Genomic DNA, 16,855 nt, shown 5'->3' on the forward strand with positions numbered 1-16,855 from the left:
TCTGTATGACCAACGCTGCCGTCCGACCGGTCCGGATCCTGCTCGCCGACGACGAGGCGCTGGTCCGTGCCGGTCTGCGCCTGGTCCTGGGTCACGCCGATGACCTGGAGGTGGTCGCCGAGGCGGGCACCGGAGCGGAGGCCGTCGACCTCGTGGCTCGCCACGACATCGATGTGGTGCTCATGGACGTACGGATGCCCGAGATGGACGGCCTCACCGCGGCCGAGCAACTGTCCGCCCGCGCCCCGTCGGTGCAGGTCCTGATGTTGACGACGTTCGGCGAGGACGAGTACGTGGCACGGGCCCTGCTGGCAGGAGCCGCGGGATTCCTGCTCAAGGACACCGGCCCGGAGGAACTCATCCACGCCGTCCGCGCCGCTGCCGAAGGGCATGCCATTCTCTCGCCGCGGATCACCCGGGAGTTGATCGACCGGTACGTCGTCACCAGCGCAAGCCAGATCGCCGAAGCCCGCCACCTGGTGAACCAGCTGACCGGACGCGAGCGTGACGTCCTGGGCATGATCGGCCTCGGATTGTCGAACGCGGAGGCCGGGAAGCGGCTCTACATGGGTGAAGGCACCGTCAAGACGCACGTGCGGCACATCTTGACGAAGCTCCGCTGCGCCAATCGGGTCCAGGCCGCCATCCTCGCCCGCGACGCCGGCCTGCGGCCGGGCAGATGAGACGATGTTCCCGGACACCCGGTCCACGCGATCATGGAATTGATGTCGGACGATAGTGTTCCGGCATGGGGGCACGGCATGAACCGGATCGGGGGGCGGGGGAGCCGTTCGTCGGGCGGCAGGAGGAGACGTCGCTTCTGCGCTCGGCTCTGGCGCTGGCTGACGGGGGCACCGCCCAGATCGTGGACGTGGTGGGCGAGCCGGGCATCGGCAAGACCCGGTTGCTGAGCGAGCTCACCGACCTCGCCGGCGGCGCCGGGCACCTCGCGCTGTGCGGTCGCGCCACGGAGTTCGAGCAGGAGATCCCGCTCGCCGTCGTCGTCCACGCCCTGGGCGCAATCCTGCAGGAGCGGGGGGCGTGGCTGCGGCAACGGCTGGCCGCCACGGACCTGGCCCAGCTCGCCGACCTGCTGCCCGGGCACGTGACGGGTACCGAGGTGACCGGCGATGTCCGGCTGACCCGGTATCACGGTTTCCGCGCGTTGCGTTGCCTGCTGGAGGTCCTCGCCGAACCGGCCGGTCTCGTGCTCGTCCTGGATGACGTGCACTGGGCCGATCCGACCTCGGTCGAACTGCTCGAGCACCTCGTCCGGCAGCCGCCGTCCGGGCGCATCGTGATCGCGTTGGGTTACCGGCCCGCCCAGGTGCCGGCGCGGCTGGCCGGCGCCCTTGCCGAGACCCGCGGCGACCGGGTGCATCACGTGCGACCGCGTCCGCTGTCGCGCGGCGAGGCGACGGAGCTGCTGGGCCGGGACCTTAGCCGGAGGACGTCGGACCGGTGGTACCGGATCAGCGGCGGCAACCCGTTGTACCTGCAGGCGCTGCGGCACAGCGACGACAGCGGGGCGGTGGTCGACGCGGGCGATGACCACGCGGAGCCCGGTGCGTTGCCGCGCCGGGTGTGGGCGGCGTTGTCCGCCGAGGTCGCGGCACTCGCCCCGGTCGCGCGGCGGGCCGTGCAGGCGGCCGCGGTCGCGGGAGACGAGTTCGAACCGGCCTTGGTGGGCGCGGTGGCACAGACCGATGTGTACGACGTGCTGTGCGCGCTCGACGACCTGGTCGCCCGTGATCTGGTGCGGCCCGACGCCACCGGCATCCGGTTCTGCTTCCGGCATCCGCTCGTACGGAAGGTGATCCATCATTCGGCCGCCGCGGGCTGGCGGGTCGGCGCGCACGCCCGGGCGGCGGCGTATCTCGCGCGAGCGGGTGCACCGGCCGAGGATCAGGCGCCGCACGTCGCCAGGTCGGCCGCGTTCGGCGACGTGTCCGCCATTCGTACGCTGGTGCGGGCGGCCGACTCGGCCGGCGCGCGGGCGCCGGCCTCGGCGGTGGCCTGGTTGGATGCCGCTTTGCGGCTGCTGCCCGACTCTCGGACCGCCGCCGGCGGCGGGGAACCCGACGGTGTGCCGTCCCGCGCCGAGCTGCTCCGCGAGCTTGCGTACCGGCAGGGGGCGGCGGGCCGGCTCCACGAGTCCCGCGAGACCATGCGTGGACTCCTCGCGTTGCTGCCGCCGACCGCCGCCGGGCGGATCGACTGCGTCGTGTACAGCGCGCTTCTGGACCGGACGCGCGGGCGTACGGATGCCGCACGCGCGCTGCTCGCGGCCGAGCTCGCTCTCCGGCCCGACCTCGCCGCGCCGGAGGCGGTCGCGCTGCAACTGAAGCTCGGGTTGTACGCGATCATGCAGGACGAACTCGACGCTGCGCAGCAGTACCTCAGGCGGGTGTTGCATGCTGCGGACGGGCAGCCGGAAGCCGTGATCGCCCGCGCATTGTGGTCGATGATGGGCGTCGCGGACCCCGGCCCGGCGGCGCCCGACGGCCCCGCGACGCCCACGGCCGGCCTGGGCACCGCACTGCTCGATGCACTGCCCGACGAGCGGATCGCGCGCCAGATCGAGGTGTTCGTGTCGTTGTGCTGGGCGCAGTTGTACACCGCCGGACTTCCCGAGTCGCTGCGCCACCTGGACCGGTGCGCACAGGTCGCGACGGACTCGGGTCAGAGTCTTCTGCTGCCGTACGTGCTGGCGGCGAAGTCGTTCGTCCTGGCGCGGGTGGGGCGGCTGGCTGAGGCGTCGGCCGCCGCGGTCGAGGGTGCCGACCTGGCCCGGCTGCTCGGCGCGTCGGACGGCCTGGCGGTGACGCTGCTCAGCCACTGCTGGACGCTGCGGTGCAGCGGCGACCACGACGACGCGGTCCGGGTCGGCCGGCAGGCCGTGGCGGCCGCGGACGAAAGCCGGAGTTGGACCGTCACCGCGCGCGCGATGCTGGGCTTCGCGCGAATCAGCGCCGGTGACGTCGAAGCCGGACGGGCGGAGCTGGAGGCGGCGGGGGGCCCGGACCTCGTGCGGCTGTTCCCGCACAACCGGTTGATCGCCTGCACCGTACTGGCGGAGGAGGCGGCCCGCCGGGGGAACGCCGGCCGGGCGCAGCACTGGGCCGACCTGGCCGACGGCGTTCCCGATCCCGGTCACGGGGTCGGACCGGGCCTCGCCGCGCTGGCCGCGGCGTACGCAATGGGCGTCGCGCGGCCCGCGGACGCGGCCGTGCGGGCCAGGACGGCCGCCGCGCAGCTCGCGGCGAGCGGCCTGCATTTCGAGGCGGGCCGCGCGTGGCTGCTGGCGGGCGGGTACGCCGCGCGGATCGGCGACCGCACGGAAGCCCACGACGCACTGGCCCGCGCCGAGCTGGCCGGGGAGCGCTGCGGCGCCCGGGCCCTGCACGCCGAGGCCGCACAGCTCCGCCGGCACCTCGACGCCGACGATGCGCCGCCGGCGGACCTGACGCGACGTGAGTCGATGGTGCTGGCGTTGCTCGCCAAGGGCATCACCGCGGACGCGATCGCACACCGGCTGTCGATCTCGCCGCGTACCGTCCACAAACATCTCGAGCATCTGTACCGAAAGCTGGGGACGGCCGACCGCATGTCTGCGGTGCTGCGCGCGACAGACCTGGGGCTGCTCCACCGCTGACGCGGCCGTACGCAGAACCAGGAATGGCCCACGCCCGCGGCGACCGTGGCGATGGTCAGCGGCGGGCGAACCGGAGTGGCAGGCTCTCGGGCCCGTAGAGTGCGGTGGGCGGTCGCCACGGCACGGGACCGGTGATCGACGGTGGCCCCAGCCGGCCCGTGAGCGCGATCAGCGACTCGGCGATCTCGGCGCGGGCGGTCGCGGCTCCGAGGCAGAAGTGCGGGCCACCGCCGAAGGTCAGGTGCTGCGTCTCGCGGGGGAGGGTGATGTCGAAACGGTCGCCGTCGCGCAGCACGCGAGGGTCGCGGCTGGTCGCCTGCGTCCCGAGCATCAGGAACGTCCCCGCGGGAATGTGGACGCCGTGCAGGTCGAAGTCCTCCACCGCGAACCGGAAGTTGGTCGGCACCGACGGTGCCCAGCGCATGACCTCCTCCACCGCCTGTGGCACGAGTTCCGGACGCGCACCCAGCAGCCGCCACTGGTCGGGGTACGCGGCGAAGGTCGCCAGGGCCAGGCCGAGCTGGTTGCGCGTGGTGTCGTGCCCGGCGAACACGAGGGTCACCGCGAGGTTGCGCAGGTCCGGCGTGCTCAGGCGGTCCCCGCTTTCCTCGGCGGCGATCAGCGCCGACAGGAGGTCTTCGCGCGGATCGGTGCGGCGCTGCTCGATCAGCGAGTCCACGTACGCGTGCAGCCCGACAACGGCCTCCTCCACCCGGGCGCGCACCTGCGGCAGAGTGAAGCTGAACACCAGCCCGACATCCGTCGACCAGCGCCGGAACAGGTCGTAATCGTCTGCCGGGACACCGAGCAGCGCGGACATCACCCGCACCGGCATCGGGTCGGCGAAATCCGCCATGAACTCGCACACGTCGCGCTCCGCGAGCGTTCCGGTCAGCTCCGCCGCGACGTCGCGCATGAAGGGCCGCAGGTCTTCGATCATGCGCGGTGCGAACGCCTTGCTCACCAGCCGCCGCAGCCGCAGGTGGTCCGTTCCCTGCCGGTGCAGGATCATCGGTACGAACCAGTCGCGCAGCGGCCCGTCCGAGATGCCCATGAGGTCGAGGAAGCGTTGCCCGTTCTGCGCGAGCCGTGGGTCGCGGAGCAGTTGATGCATCTCGGCGTACCGCAGCACGATGAGGCCCATGGGTGTGGTCGCGCACCAGCTCGCTTCGCGTGCGGCGGCGACCGCCGGGGAGTCGAACCGGAAGTCCGGGGCGGTGATGTCGAGGAACGGCAGGTCCACGATCGGGGTGCTCGTCATCGGTGCTCCTGACGGAACCAATAGAAAGACATGGATGGATGCTGCCGTCACCGTATCCGCACGGGTGCGTCGGCGATACCCGCAGTGACCGATTTCGCCCGCACCGGGTCGCCTGCTGAGACAGGCTCAAGGACGGGCTCACCGTGGCGCCCTGGGCGGTGCCGGACCGGGGGTGGTTTCGTTGGATGGCAGCGCGACCGGCGCCGAGGAGCTTTCGGCTGCCCTGCTGGCATTGGAGGACCGGTTCACGGGGGACGCCGAGGCCGGCTACGCCGCGGCGGTGGAGTGGGAACGTCAGGCTGCCGCCCTGGGCGACGAGGGCCTTCGCGCTCGTGCCCACCTCTGCCAGATCATCATGCTGCAGCGGACCGGCGACGTCCCTGCGGCCGCGCGGCGGATCTACAGCGTCCACGATTGGGCGCTGCGGCACGGCGATCGCCGGCTGCAGGCCCGCGTCCATCTGGCGTGGGCGAACATCGAGCAGCTGTCCGGTAACGCGGCAAAGTTCCTGCAGCACGCGCTGAGTGCGGTGGAACTGCTCGACGAGACCGCCACCCCGTACATGCAGATCCTGCACCGGACCAGGCTGGCCGACGCGCTCGCGCTCAACGGTGAGATGGATGCGGCCCGGCTGCGATTCCGCCAGGCCGAGGCGCTGGCCCGGGAACTGCAGCAGTGGGAGCGGCTCACCATGGTGCTCAACAACTGGGCGTACGCCGAGTACGACGCCGCGGACTTCCTGCGGGCCCGCGAGATCGCCGGCCGGATGCAGGAGCACGCCGCGGCGCACGGCTTCGATCTGCACGCCACCGAGCTGGACACGATCGGCGTGATCCAGATCGAGAACGGCGAGTACGCCCAGGCGGAGCAGACGATGCTGGCGTGCATCGCCCGCCGCGAAGCCGGGCAGAGCGACGTCGCCGACGATCTGGCCGACTACCTGCTCACCCTGGCCCGCGCCCAGCGCGGTCTCGGCGCCATCGACCACGCCCAGGCGAGCCTGGACGCCTCCCGCGTACTGTGCCTCGAATCCGACCTGCACGCGGTCCTGGCCCGGGTGCACCAGGAACAAGCCGAACTGCACGCCGCCCGTGGGGAGCATGCCGAGGCGTTCGCGGCGCTGAAGCTTTCCTTCGCCGCGCGGGCGAACGCGCTCGCGCGGCAGGAACAGGACGGCGCACTGACCCGGCACGCGAGGTTCGAGACCGCCGAAGCGCGGGAGGACGCCGACCGTTTCCGCGAGCAGGCCCGCCGCGACCCGCTCACCGGGCTGCGCAATCGTCGCTACGTCGACGAGGAACTACCCGCCCTCATCTCCGCCGACCCGGACCTGAGCGTGGCGATCGTCGACATCGACCACTTCAAACGGATCAACGACCAGCTCTCCCACGACACCGGCGATCAGGTTCTCGTCCAGGTCGCGAAGCTCCTGGAGACCGAACTGGCCGCCGTGGCCCCGGAAGGGTTCACCGCCCGGCTCGGTGGTGAGGAATTCCTCCTCGTGCTGCCCGCCACCCCGATCACCCTGGCCGTCCGGCAGCTGGATCGGATCCGGCGCACCATCAGCGAGCACGACTGGCACGACACCACCCGCGCGCTGCCGGTCACCGTCAGCATCGGCGTCGCCGGTGTCGGCGAAACGGACCCGCGCAGCCCGTCCTCCTTACTGTCCACTGCGGACCGCAACCTCTACGCGGCCAAACATGCCGGGCGCAACCGCGTCGTGGCCGGGCAGGAGCCGGAGCGCCGGCGCCGCGCCTACCGCGACCGTGACGCACCCGGAACACACGGAATCCCGGGAGAGTCCTGAGTGGACCCTCCCGGGATGCGCACCGTCAGTCGTTGTTCGTGATCGTCACGGTGCCCGCGGCGGTTCCCAGGGAGAAGCCTCCGCCGGGGTTCGACAGGGTGACCGTGAATGCCTCGTTGGGCTCCCTGACCGTGTCGCCGACCACCTGCACCGGCACGCTGAGGAACCGGAAGCCGGGCGGGAAGGTGAGGGTGCCCGACGTGGTGACGTAGTCGCCGGGTGCCACGGCGGTGCCGTTCCTGGTCGCGAACGAGACGCTCACCGGGAACGGTGCGTCGGTGTTGAGCGACACCGGCACGGTGACCGTCTTGGTGCCGGAGTTGCCCTCCACCACGGTGGCGGTGCCCACGCTGACCTTCGGGTCGGTCAGGCTGTACCGGATCACGTCGAAGCCCTGCGCGCCGTTGGCGCCGTCGACCGCCACCCGGTACTCGGTGCCGGCCTTGGCCGCGAACACGATCCGGGCGCGGGTGTTGCCCGGCTGCTGGTCGTTGTTCTGCGCGACCAGTCTGAGGGCGCCGAAGCCCGTCCCCGCGTACGCCGCGATCCGGCTGTCGAAGCCGCCCTGCACGGCGGCGAACTCGGCGATGCCGTTGGCCGGCGCCACCCACCGGTACCAGATGGAGTGGGCGGCGGCCTGCCCCGCGTGCGCGGGCTCGCCGGGCTCGGCCGAAGCCCCGTCGATGTCCGCGCCGACGGCCAGGAACGAGCCCGTGGGCCCGGGCAGGGTCTGCGCGGCGGCGAGATCGTCGTTGCCCGTCCACGTCAGTTTGAAGCTGCCGGTGTTGCTGCCGAACCCGTCGACCGCGATCTTGTATTCGATGCCCTTCGTGGCCTTGAAGACGACCTGGCTCTGCCGGGTGCCCTGGGCGTCGTCGTTCTCGGCGACCGGTGTCAGGGCGCTGAGGCTGCTGCCGGTGTAGACCGACAGGACCGTGTCGAGGCTGGTGTTGCCGTTGATCGTACGGAAGATCGCCTTGCCGGTCGCGGGAGCGGTCCATCTGTACCACAGGGAGGCATGGGCTGGCGTACCCGCGTGCGCCGGCTCCCCGGGCTCGGCGGTCGCGCCGTTGTCGTTACGGCCACCGACCGCATCGTTGGTGCCGGGCAGGAACTGCGCGAAGGCGAAATTGTCGTTCGCCGGCCCGGCGAGGGCCGGCGTGGCCGCCAGCGTGGAGCCGGCCAGCCCGGCCGTGATGATCGTGGCGAGGCCGGCGAAGACGCTTCGACGATTGGTGAGCATGGTACCCGCTTTCGTGTGGTGCCGCGCTTGTTCGCGGTCTGTAACCACCCTCGGCTGTCGCGCCCCTCAGTGCCTGAGTAGGCATTGCTCAGAGATTCGAGCCGCCGATCCGACAGCGTGCCGGGGTATCAGGGCCGGTGGGACAATGACCTCGGCTCCTGCGCATGACCGGCCGCGGCGAAGGCCGCGCGCATGCCAGGGCGGCATGACCGGCCTCGATCCGACGAGGGGGCACCTCGTGGCACGGCGTCTGTCGTCCACGGTTCTCGACTACGCCGCCGACGCGCCGCTGGTGGGCCGCGGGGCGGAGCTGGCGGCGCTCGGCGTGGCCGTGCGCGGTGACGCGGGCGCGGTCCTGGTGGTCGGCGACGCGGGGATGGGTAAAACCCGGCTGGCCGGGGAGTGCCTGGCCCGCCACACCCCGCCCGGTGCGCGGGCGTTGCGGGTACTCGGCACGCGGGCGGCCGCGACGCTGCCACTGGGCACGCTCGCACCGCTGCTGCCACGGCTCGCCGTACCGGACGCGATGCTGCTGCCCGCCGCCCGGCAGGCGCTGCTGGCAGCCGGGCGGGGCCGCCGGATCATCCTGCTCGTGGACGACGCCCACCACGTGGACGTCGTCTCCGCCGTTCTGGTCCAGCAACTGGTCACCGCCGGAAAGATCGTCGCGCTGCTCACCGCCCGCAGCGGGCAACGGTTGCCCGATCCGCTCGACGCGTTGTGGCGCGACGGGCGGGCCGTACGGGTCGAACTGGCGCCGATCGGCGACGAGGACATGCAACGCCTGGCCGGTGAACTTCTGCCGGGCGGGATCGACCTGTTCACGGCCCGGGAACTGGTGCACCTTGCCGCCGGCAACCCGCTCACGCTGAAGGAGATCGTTGCCGCCGCCCGCCGCGACGGCGTACTGCACCACGAAACCGGTCGCGGCTGGCTGGCCACCGGCCCCATCCGGGCACCACGGCACGTGGTGGACGTGATCGCCGAGCGGGTGGCCACGCTGGCCGCCGACCAGCGGGACGCACTGTGCGTCGTGGCGCTCGGGGAACCTCTCGAACGCGCGATCGCGGTCCGGCTGGTGGGCACGGACGCGCTGGACGGGCTGGAGGATGCGGGCCTGATCACGGTCGGCGCGGGTCGTGAGCGGTGCGACGTACGCCTGGCCCACCCGTTGTTCGGTGAGGCCGCCACCCGCGACCTGCCGACCGGCCGACGCCGGGCCTGGTTCGCCCGGCTGGCCGGCGCGCTCGCCGCGGCGGGCGTCCGCCGCGACGATGATCTCGTCCGGCTGGCCGACTGGCGGCTCGCCGCCGCGGAACCGGGTGAGGCCACGCTGCTGCTGGGCGCCGCCAAGCGCAGCCTGGCCCTGCACGACCTGCGGTCCGTGATGCGGTTCTCCGCCGCGGCGCACGCCGCGGGCGGCGGCGCCGCAGCAGCGTTCTACCTCGGGTACGCCGAGTCCCGGACCGGCGAGTTCGCCTCCGCCGAGGAACACCTCGCCGCCGCGATGCGCGCCGCGGACCGTCCCGAGCTGGTGTCTGTGATCGGCATCTCCCGCAGCGACAACCTCTTCGGCGGCCTCGCCGACTGGCCCGCCGCGACCGAGGTCATCGAACGGACCGAACGCCGGCTGACCGGTACCCCGCAGGGGGACGAGGCGCGGGCCCAGCACGCACGCATGCTCTGGCTGCACGGCGAATCGGCGGCGGCCTTCGAGACGATTGCTGCGCTCATGACGGTGCCGGACAGCCGGCCCTGGGTACTCGGCGCAGTCCTGCAGGGCGTGGCCCTGCCCTGGGACGCCCGGCCCCTGGACGCTCTGGAGGTCGCCGAGCGGGCCCGGCCGGTGCACGACCGGCTGTGGCAGCAGGAGATGATCCAGTTCCCGCCGCACGTCCATGACCTGGGCAGACTGTTTGCGTTGATCTTCGCGGGTCGCCTGGACGAGGCCGCGGAGCTGGCCGCCGGCGTGTGGGCCGACGCGTCGCGCACCGACCTCGTCCCGGACCTGGGCCTGCTCGCCATGCTGACCGGCTACGTCGCCAAGGAACGCGGTCGGCTCGGCGAGGCGCGCCGCTGGCTGACCCGGTCGATCGAGATCTACGAACGCGGCGGGCCCACCCGGATCCGCTGGCCCCTGTCGCTGCTGGTCGACGCGGAGGTGGACGCCGGGTCGCTCGCGGCGGCCCACCGCGCTGCCGCGCGTCTGCGGGCACTGACCGACGGCCCGATCCGCAACACGGCCGGCATGGAGGAGATCTTCCTCGCGCGGCTCGCCGCCGCGGACGGGCACCGGGCGCAGGCTGAAGCCGCGTTGCGCTCGGTCGGCCACCGCCACCAGCCGCCCGGCGCGCGCACCATCGCGGTGTACGCCGCCCACGCCCTGGCCCGCATCGGCTGCCCGGACGCGGGAGCCGAACTCGCCGGCCAGCTCCGCCCACACGTCCAGGGGGACCTGTTGCAGGCGAAGCTGGCGTTCGCCACCGCGGCCGCCGGCGGCGACCCCGAGCGGCTGTGCGCCGCCGCGGAGTCGTTCGCCCGCCTCGGCGCCTGCCCGTACGCCGCAGAGTCCTTCGGCGAGGCGGCCCTGCGCTTCACCCGCACCGGGCACCGACGCCAGGCCACCCGTTGCGACAATCACGCCCAGGCCAACTGGCAACGGTGTGACCAGGTGCGGGCACCGGCTCTCGTCGGCGCGGAGCCCGCGGTGGCGCCGCTGACGTCGCGGGAGCGAGAGATCGCGCTGCTCGCCGCACGCCGGCTGTCCAGCCGCGAGATCGGCGAACGGCTCCACCTGTCGGTGCGTACCGTCGACAACCACCTGCAGAGCTGCTATCGCAAGCTGGGCATCAGCGGCCGCAGCGAGCTGGGTGATCCACAGGTCCGGTAGGTACGGGCCTTCTCATCGGTCGGGACTCCCGGCCGATGAGACTGAGGTGAACCGGTTCGGGGTGAATGGCAGCGCGGCTGGCGCGGAGGAACTGTCGGCCGCCCTGCTCGCCATGGAGGACCGAGTCACCGTGAACGCCACCGCCGGGTACGCGGCCGCGGTGGATCTCGAACGGCGGGCCGAGGCTCTGGGTGACCAGACCCTGCTCATGCGGGCCCGGCTGCTCTGGACCGACATGTTGAGGCGCACCGGTGACCTTCCCGGAGCCGCCCGGCATATCAAGGGAATCCACGCCTGGGCGCGCAAGCACGGCGACCGTCAGCTGCAGGCGCGGACCCACCTCGTGCAGACGGACATCGAACGGCTGTCCGGCAACGGAGCCAAAGCCTTGCAGCACGCGCAGAGCGCGGTCGAGCTGCTCGACGAGACGGCCACCGTACACATGCGGGTCTGGCACCGTCTCCGGCTGGCCGACGTGCTGGCCGCCAACGGCGACATGGACGCGGCGCGGCTGCGTTACCGCCAGACCGAGGAACTGGCCTGGGAGCTCCATCAATGGGAACGGCTCACCATCGTCCTGAACAACTGGGCCTACGGCGAGTACCAGGCCGGTGATTTCCCGCGGGCCTGGGAGGTCGCGCAGCGGATGCAGGAGCACGCCGTAGCGCGCGGCTACCACCTCGAACCGAGTGCGTTGGAGACGATCGGGGCGATCCAGATCGCCAACGGTCAGTACATCCAGGCGGAGCAGACGATGCAGGTGTGCATCGCCCGCTACAAAGGCTCCGGGCCCAACGAAGCCGACGAAATGGCCGAGTACCTGCTGACGTTGGCCCGAGCCCAGCGCGGTCTCGGCGCGACCGACCGGGCCCTGGCGAACCTGACCGCCGCCCAGACGCTGTGCACCGAGCGGGGCCTGCGGAAGATCCTGTCGCGGGTGCAGCAGGAGAGGGCCGAGTTGCACGCCGCCCAGGGTGAGCACACCGAGGCGAGCGTGCCGGAAGAAAGTCTGTCCTTTCCGCAACGTAAGCCCGTGCGCTTCGTCCTGCGCTCGCTGCTCCGGACCCACCGGGCCCGGCAGGGAGGCCGCGCCGCCCGCTGAGCGACCCGCCATTGGTTGCCATCATTCCCTCAAGTGGGAAAGGCGCCGACCGATTTGGCGGGCGTGACCAAGCGAGGACAGGCCGTCGCGCTCACCGCGGTGGCGATCGCCTGCATCTTGGTCGCCGTGTTCGAGCCCGGCCCGCTGGGCGATGCGGCCTATCTGTGTACGTACGTGCCGCTGTGCTTCCTCGGCTGGCGTGCCGTGCGCCGCCGGGCCGTGGCACACCGCCGGGCGTGGCTGCTGATCGCCTTGGCGTCGACGATGAACTGCCTCGGCGACGGCTTCACCGACGCGTCCTGGTACCTCTGGGACAGCTCGAACACCTGGGGCAAGGGTCTGGCCTGGGCAGCACACGCTTCGTACGTCGCGGGTTACGCCGCCCTCACCACCGGTGTGATCAAGATGGCGCGGCGGCGGACCGCAGGTCCACTGAGGCCGCTGTTCCTCGACGTGGCAACGCTCGTCACCGCGCTCACGGTGGTCGCCTGGGACGCACTCATCGCCCCGCAGCTGCGCGCCGGGATGGCCTCGCCGAACGACGTGATGGATTCCTTGTATCCGCTGTTCGACGTGGCCCTGATCGCCTGCATCCTGCTGCTGATCCTCGGCCCGGGCGCCCGCGGCGCGTCCACCCGGCTGCTCGTCGCCTCGGCGTCCATCAGTCTGACCTTCGACCTCGCCAACAACGTCCTGTACCGGTGGTTCGACAACGACCAGGTCACCCGGCTGCTGGGTCTGCTGCTGCTCGGCAACGCCCTGCTGGTGTTCGCCGTGCTGCATTCCGAGGGTGCACGGGTGCAGGACAGGGCCGGCCACGACGACGGCTCGGCGTTGCACCCGGCCCGGATGCTGTTCCTGGGTGCCGCCCTGGTTGCGGCCCCGCTGTCGGGCCTGGTCGAGAGCCGGCCCAGTACCTCCGAGCGGATCCTGCAAATCGCCGCCACGCTGATCTGTACCGGGCTGGTTCTGGCGCGGATCTCCGGCGCGGTCCGTGCGCAGCACCAGGCCCAGCGGCAGCTGACCTTCCATGCCGAACACGACGCGCTCACCGGGTTGCTCAACCGGCGCTGCTTCCAGGCCCGGCTGGAACGGCTGCTGGACAGTGCCGACGGCGGGGTCGCGCTGCTCTACCTCGACCTGGACGGGTTCAAGACCGTCAACGACACCGCCGGGCACGAGGCCGGCGATGCGGTCCTGGTCGCGGTCGCGCGGCGGCTCACCGCAGCAGTACGGTCCAGCGACCTGATCGCCCGGCTCGGCGGTGACGAGTTCGTCGTGGCCTGCACGGGCGTGCCCCCCGGGGACGGTGGCCGGGAGCTCGCCGATCGGCTGGTCCAGCACGTGAGCCAACCCGTGCCGTACGGCGACGCCGAGTACCGGGTCGGCGCCAGCATCGGCATTGCCTGGTCGGACGTTCCGGCGTCGGGCGCTGCGGGGGCCCAGCGGCTGCTGCGCGTCGCGGACAAGGCGATGTACGACGCGAAGCGGCTCGGTCGGGGGCGGTGGAGCTTCGCCGACGTACCGGCGACCGCGTGCGTCCCCGCCGGCCTGCCGTCGTCCTGAGCTCTTGACACGATCGCCGTCAGGCGCGGGGAACCTGCTGCTCGGATTCCGGCGACGGCTTCTCGACGTAGTGGAAGATCGTCCAGTAGAAGATGCCGATCATGATGCCGCCGCCGACGATGTTTCCCAGGGTGACCGGTGCCAGGTTGTGCAGCAGGAAGTCGGGCCAGGTCAGGTCCGCGTAGTTCGCCTGGTTGAGCCCCGCGTCGCGCCAGAAGTCGGCACCGGCCGTTTCCTTGATCAGAAGGCCGAGCGGCACCATGAACATGTTGGCCACCGAGTGCTCGAAGCCGGCGGCCACGAAGAGGGCAATCGGCATGGTGACGGCGAGGATCTTGTCGGTGGTCGTGCGGCCGGAGTAACCGGCCCAGACCGCGAGGCACACCATGAGGTTGCACAGCACGCCGAGAGTGAAGGCCTGAAGAAAAGTGTGCTGAAGCTTGGCCTGCGAGGTGTTCAGTACGACCGCGCCCCAGCCGCCGTGCGCGTTGTGCCAGGTACCGGCGACGTAGACGAGGGCGACGATGGTCAGCGCGCCGAGGAAGTTCGCCACGTAGACGGTGCCCCAGTTGCCGAGCAACTGGCCCCAGGTGATGCGTCCGCTGGCCCGCGCGGTGAGCGTCAGTGTCGACGACGTGAACAACTCCGCGCCGGTCAGCACGACCAGCACCAGACCGGTGGCGAACACGATGCCGCCCAGAATGCGGGGCCCGCCCGACCAGGCCACGCTGGACGCCCCGACCTGGCTGGTGATGTAGAAGACGAACCCCAACGCGATGTACCCACCGGCGGTGAGGCCGAGCAGGAAGGACTTCAGTGGCTTGCCGGTCGCCTTGGCGTAGGCGGCGTCCTCGGCTGCCTGCGCCATTTGCGCAGGGCTGAGCATGAACGGCTCTGATTTGGCAGCCCCGGACACGTTCGTAGGTTAGGGCGGGCCGGGAGCCTCGCGGGCCGGAATGGCCGACTCGCAGGGACCGTCCGTCGCGAAGGGTGGGCAGGGCTTACCGACCTCGAACGTTCTGCGAACGGCCGCAGGGCGTTGACGGGGCAGCCTGGAGCTGCAACGGCCGACGGCGAACAGGACGGTCATGGCATCTCACGGTTCGCACTCGAGACACCACGTGGTCACATGCGTGCTCGCCGGGCTCGTCGTGGCCGCGACGCTGCTCCTGGTGGTCGGGCCGCGGGCGGCCCGGGCCCTGGGCAGGCCGCGTTCCCCGGCCGCCTCCGCGCCTTCGCTGTCCCGGGTCTCGGGTTCCCAGCAGCGCCCTGCCACCCGGCAGCGCGCGGAGACGCCGTCCGCCTCGCCGTCGCCCTCACGCTCCGGGGCCTACCGTGTGGTGGGGCTGGGCGACTCGGTTCCAGCCGGGGATGAGTGCGACTGCACCTCGTACGTTTCTCTGGTCGGCCGGCATGAGGCCCAGCGCCGGGGCGGCAGCGCGGTCGTGGCGAACCTCGCCCAGGGCGGCCTGACCACCGCCGGCCTGCTCGACCAGCTGGAGGATTCTTCCGTACGCCACCAGATCTCCGCCGCAAACCTGGTCATCGTCACCATCGGGGCGAACGACTTCGACCCGGATCCGGTCGCCGACGACTCGTGCAGGGCCCCCGACGTCAGCTGTTTCCGATCCACCCTGCGGCAGCAGGCTGCCCAGCTCGACGCGGTACTCGAGAAGGTCGACGGACTGCTGGGCGACCGTTCCGCGACTGTCCTGATCACCGGATACTGGAACGTCTTCCTCGACGGCGACGTGGCCGCCGCCAACGGCGACGACTATGTGCGCAACAGCATCGCGCTCACGCAAACGGAGAACGCCCAGATCGCCGCGGCCGCTCAGGCTCGGGGAGCCACCTACGTGGACCTGCTCACCGCGTTCAAGGGTGCCTCCGGAACGAAGGACGACACACCTTTGCTGGCTGACGACGGCGACCACCCCAACGCCGCCGGCCACGCCAAGATCGCCGAAGCCTTGGAGTCGGTTCTCGCGTCGCGTTGAGCGTCGGTACCGGTGTCGTCGCGGCCCGAACGACACCACGACATCGACGCCTGGCGAAACACGACGCAGGGCCCGGCGAGGGAAGGTCGGTGTCCCGTGGGACTCGTGGGGCGCGCTGGCACAGGGCGCAGGCGGGGGCGGCTGGGATGTCGTGGGGGTGCTGGGACGCGCTGACGTCGGCCCTGTTGCTCAAGCCGGGCTGCTGTCGGCCGATCAGACTGCGGTGAACCAGCGGGACGCTGACGCGGCGGATGGCACCCCGGCTGGGGCCGAGCAGCTGTCTGCCGCCCTGCTTGCGCTGGAGGACCGGGTCGTCGTCGACGCCGCGGCGGGGTACGCCGCCGCGGTGCACCTCGAACGGCGGGCCGCCGCCCTGGGCGACGAGGCCCTGCTGATGCGGGCCCGCCTGTGCTGGATCGACATGCTCCGGCGCACCGGCGACGTCTCGGGCGCTGCCCGGCAGATCAAAAGCGTCCGTGCGTGGGCGCGTAAGCACGGTGACCGTCGGTTGCAGGCCCGTACCCACCTGGTGCAGGCGACCATCGAGCGGCTGTCCGGCCACCAGGACAAGTACCTGCAGCACGCGCGGAGCGCGGTGGAGCTGCTGGACGAGACGGCCACCGCACACATGCAGATCTGGCACCGCCTCCGGCTTGCCCATGCGCTCGCCGAGAACGGCGACATGGGCGCGGCGCGTTCGCGGTACCGCGAGGCTGAGGACCTGGCCCGCAGGTTGCAGGACTGGCAACGGATCATCGTGGTGCTGAACAACTGGGCCTATGCCGAGTACAAATCGGGTGACTTTCCGCAGGCCGCGGAGATCGCGCGGCGGATGCAGGACCATGCCGTCGCGCGCGGGTTCCACCTTGACGCGGATGCGCTGGACACGATCGCGGCGATCCAGATCGCCAACGGCGAGTACGCCGAGGCGGAGCAGACGATGCAGGTGTGCATCGCCCGGTACAAGGGGGCCGGGGCCAACGATGCCGACGAGATGGCCGAGTACCTGCTGACCCTGGCCCAGGCGCAGCGCGGTCTCGGGGCGACGGAACGGGCCCTGGTGAGCTTGGACGCCGCCCACCGGCAGTGTACGGAGCGTGGCCTGCAGAAGATCCTGGCCCGGGTGTACGAGGAGAAGGCCGAGCTGCATGCCGCCCGGGGTGAGCACACCGAGGCGCAGGCCGCGACCCGGGCCTTCATCACGGCCCGCGAGCGCTTGGCGGCGCCGCGGCGAAATCCCGTGCACGTCATGCGGCGAGTGATCTCGCGGGCCGGTCGAGTCCTGCACGGGAACCGGCCCGTCGGGTAGATGGGTGCGTCACCTTTCGGGG

The 16,855-nt window shown here is 71.6% G+C and carries 11 protein-coding genes; 8 read left to right on the forward strand and 3 right to left on the reverse strand.

Annotated elements, in window-relative coordinates; all coding sequences use genetic code 11:
* Positions 1-5: 5 nt before the first annotated feature.
* Positions 6-683 carry a response regulator gene (locus tag ACMCNK_RS00535; protein WP_412734372.1) on the forward strand — a complete coding sequence of 226 codons (678 nt, stop codon included), beginning with the start codon at positions 6-8 and terminating at the stop codon, positions 681-683.
* Between the two features lie 65 nt (positions 684-748).
* On the forward strand, positions 749-3,655 hold the full coding sequence (locus ACMCNK_RS00540) for an AAA family ATPase (protein WP_412734373.1): 2,907 nt from the start codon (positions 749-751) through the stop codon (positions 3,653-3,655).
* Positions 3,656-3,710: 55 nt separating this feature from the next.
* On the opposite strand, the gene ACMCNK_RS00545 is transcribed toward ACMCNK_RS00540, so the two are convergent.
* On the reverse strand, positions 3,711-4,916 hold the full coding sequence (locus ACMCNK_RS00545; RefSeq protein ID WP_412734374.1) for a cytochrome P450: 1,206 nt from the start codon (positions 4,914-4,916) through the stop codon (positions 3,711-3,713).
* A 181-nt stretch (positions 4,917-5,097) separates the two neighbouring features.
* Between ACMCNK_RS00545 and ACMCNK_RS00550 the strand changes: the two genes are divergently transcribed.
* Positions 5,098-6,726, forward strand: a complete 1,629-nt coding sequence (locus tag ACMCNK_RS00550; RefSeq protein WP_412734375.1) for a diguanylate cyclase — start codon at positions 5,098-5,100, stop codon at positions 6,724-6,726.
* A 25-nt stretch (positions 6,727-6,751) separates the two neighbouring features.
* Here the strand turns inward: ACMCNK_RS00550 and ACMCNK_RS00555 are convergent, their stop codons facing one another.
* Positions 6,752-7,969: a Calx-beta domain-containing protein gene (locus ACMCNK_RS00555; protein ID WP_412734376.1), complete on the reverse strand. Its 1,218-nt coding sequence runs from the start codon at positions 7,967-7,969 to the stop codon at positions 6,752-6,754.
* Positions 7,970-8,207: 238 nt separating this feature from the next.
* Here ACMCNK_RS00555 and ACMCNK_RS00560 point away from each other — a divergent pair, with 238 nt between their 5' ends.
* The 3 genes from ACMCNK_RS00560 (at position 8,208) to ACMCNK_RS00570 (ending at position 13,527) form a co-directional block, all read left to right on the forward strand.
* On the forward strand, positions 8,208-10,859 hold the full coding sequence (locus ACMCNK_RS00560) for a LuxR C-terminal-related transcriptional regulator (protein WP_412734377.1): 2,652 nt from the start codon (positions 8,208-8,210) through the stop codon (positions 10,857-10,859).
* Between the two features lie 46 nt (positions 10,860-10,905).
* Positions 10,906-11,961: a tetratricopeptide repeat protein gene (locus ACMCNK_RS00565; protein ID WP_412734378.1), complete on the forward strand. Its 1,056-nt coding sequence runs from the start codon at positions 10,906-10,908 to the stop codon at positions 11,959-11,961.
* Positions 11,962-12,024: 63 nt separating this feature from the next.
* Complete coding sequence (locus tag ACMCNK_RS00570; protein ID WP_412734379.1) at positions 12,025-13,527, forward strand: diguanylate cyclase domain-containing protein; 1,503 nt, start codon at positions 12,025-12,027, stop codon at positions 13,525-13,527.
* Between the two features lie 19 nt (positions 13,528-13,546).
* On the opposite strand, the gene focA is transcribed toward ACMCNK_RS00570, so the two are convergent.
* Positions 13,547-14,395 (reverse strand): formate transporter FocA, encoded by an 849-nt coding sequence (gene focA, locus ACMCNK_RS00575; protein ID WP_412734380.1) that lies wholly within the window; start codon positions 14,393-14,395, stop codon positions 13,547-13,549.
* Positions 14,396-14,660: 265 nt separating this feature from the next.
* On the opposite strand from focA, the gene ACMCNK_RS00580 reads away from it, so the two are divergent.
* Positions 14,661-15,524, forward strand: coding sequence for an SGNH/GDSL hydrolase family protein (locus tag ACMCNK_RS00580; RefSeq protein ID WP_412734381.1), 864 nt, complete (start codon positions 14,661-14,663; stop codon positions 15,522-15,524).
* A 223-nt stretch (positions 15,525-15,747) separates the two neighbouring features.
* Positions 15,748-16,833, forward strand: coding sequence for a hypothetical protein (locus ACMCNK_RS00585; RefSeq protein WP_412734382.1), 1,086 nt, complete (start codon positions 15,748-15,750; stop codon positions 16,831-16,833).
* Positions 16,834-16,855 lie beyond the last annotated feature (22 nt).

It is taken from the genome of Krasilnikovia sp. MM14-A1259 (genome assembly GCF_047159535.1).
Lineage (GTDB): Bacteria > Actinomycetota > Actinomycetes > Mycobacteriales > Micromonosporaceae > Actinoplanes.